The 1,028-nt window shown below is 60.2% G+C and carries 1 protein-coding gene; it reads left to right on the top strand.

Features of this window, described 5'->3' with window-relative positions; all coding sequences use genetic code 11:
• Positions 1 to 1,028: ATPase, T2SS/T4P/T4SS family (locus tag ACIQ2D_RS22350; protein WP_402867463.1), on the top strand; the 1,028-nt coding region annotated here is incomplete at both ends.

Raw genomic sequence — 1,028 nt, 5'->3', positions numbered from 1 at the left:
GGCACAATGCCCCTGGTGAGGTCGTACAGTCGCAGCGGAGTGCGGCCCCGAAGATCCCAGTCGACCGAAAACTCGTCCGCACCCTGCAGCGAGAAGCGGCCGAGCTGCTGCGCGAACACCGCACCAAGCGTGACCGAGAGCTCAACGATCCGAAGAACACGAAAATCGTCGCTCCCTTCACCGCAGACGAAGAACGCGAATACGGGCGAGAAACAATCACCCGGCTGGTGAAAAACCACGTCCAACAAACGATCCGGTCCGGAGGCGAAACCTTCGATCTCAACCAGGAACACGCCCTCATCAAGGCGATCTTCGACGCACAGTTCCGCCTCGGACCCCTGCAAGACCTCGTCGAAGAACCCGACATAACAGATATCTACCTCAACGGCGACGCCGTGTACGTCAAATACCCCGACGGACACTACGAATCCAGAGACTCCGTCGTCGACAGCAGCGACGAACTCCTCGAATGGATGAGTCTGCTCGCATCCAGAGCCGACAACGGCGGCAGGCCCTTCTCCAGGATCAATCCCTCCCTCCGGCTCAACATGCAAGGCAACCACCGACTTTCGGTCCTCGGATACACCACCATCCGGCCCTCTGTCGCAATCCGCATCCACCGCCTGACCAACATCACCCTCGAACAACTCTCACTCGACCACCTCATGATGCCCCCAGAACTTGCACACATGCTCGGGTGCGCCATCCGAGGAAGAGCATCGACCGGAGTCGGCGGCGGAATGGGCTACGGCAAAACGACATTCGCCCGCGCCCTGGCCAACGCACTCCCCATCCAGACACGAATCGGAGTCGCCGAAACCGAACGAGAACTCTTCCTCGACGAACTCCCAGGCCGTCGAGACTTCATCGTCGATGCAGAAATGATCATGGGCGGCGGTGAACGCGGCGCAGACGGACAACTCGCCGGCGGCTTCAGTCTGAGCGCAATTCTCTACGAGTTCGTCCGCCAGGGACTCGACTTCCTCGTAGTCGGTGAAATCGCAGGCCTCGAGATCCTCGCTCTGGTC

This window comes from Lysinibacillus sp. NPDC097287 (assembly GCF_044761695.1).
Taxonomy (GTDB): domain Bacteria; phylum Bacillota; class Bacilli; order Bacillales_A; family Planococcaceae; genus Lysinibacillus.
The sequence above is the reverse complement of the archived record's forward strand: the minus strand, read 5'-3'. Positions and strand labels throughout refer to the sequence as shown.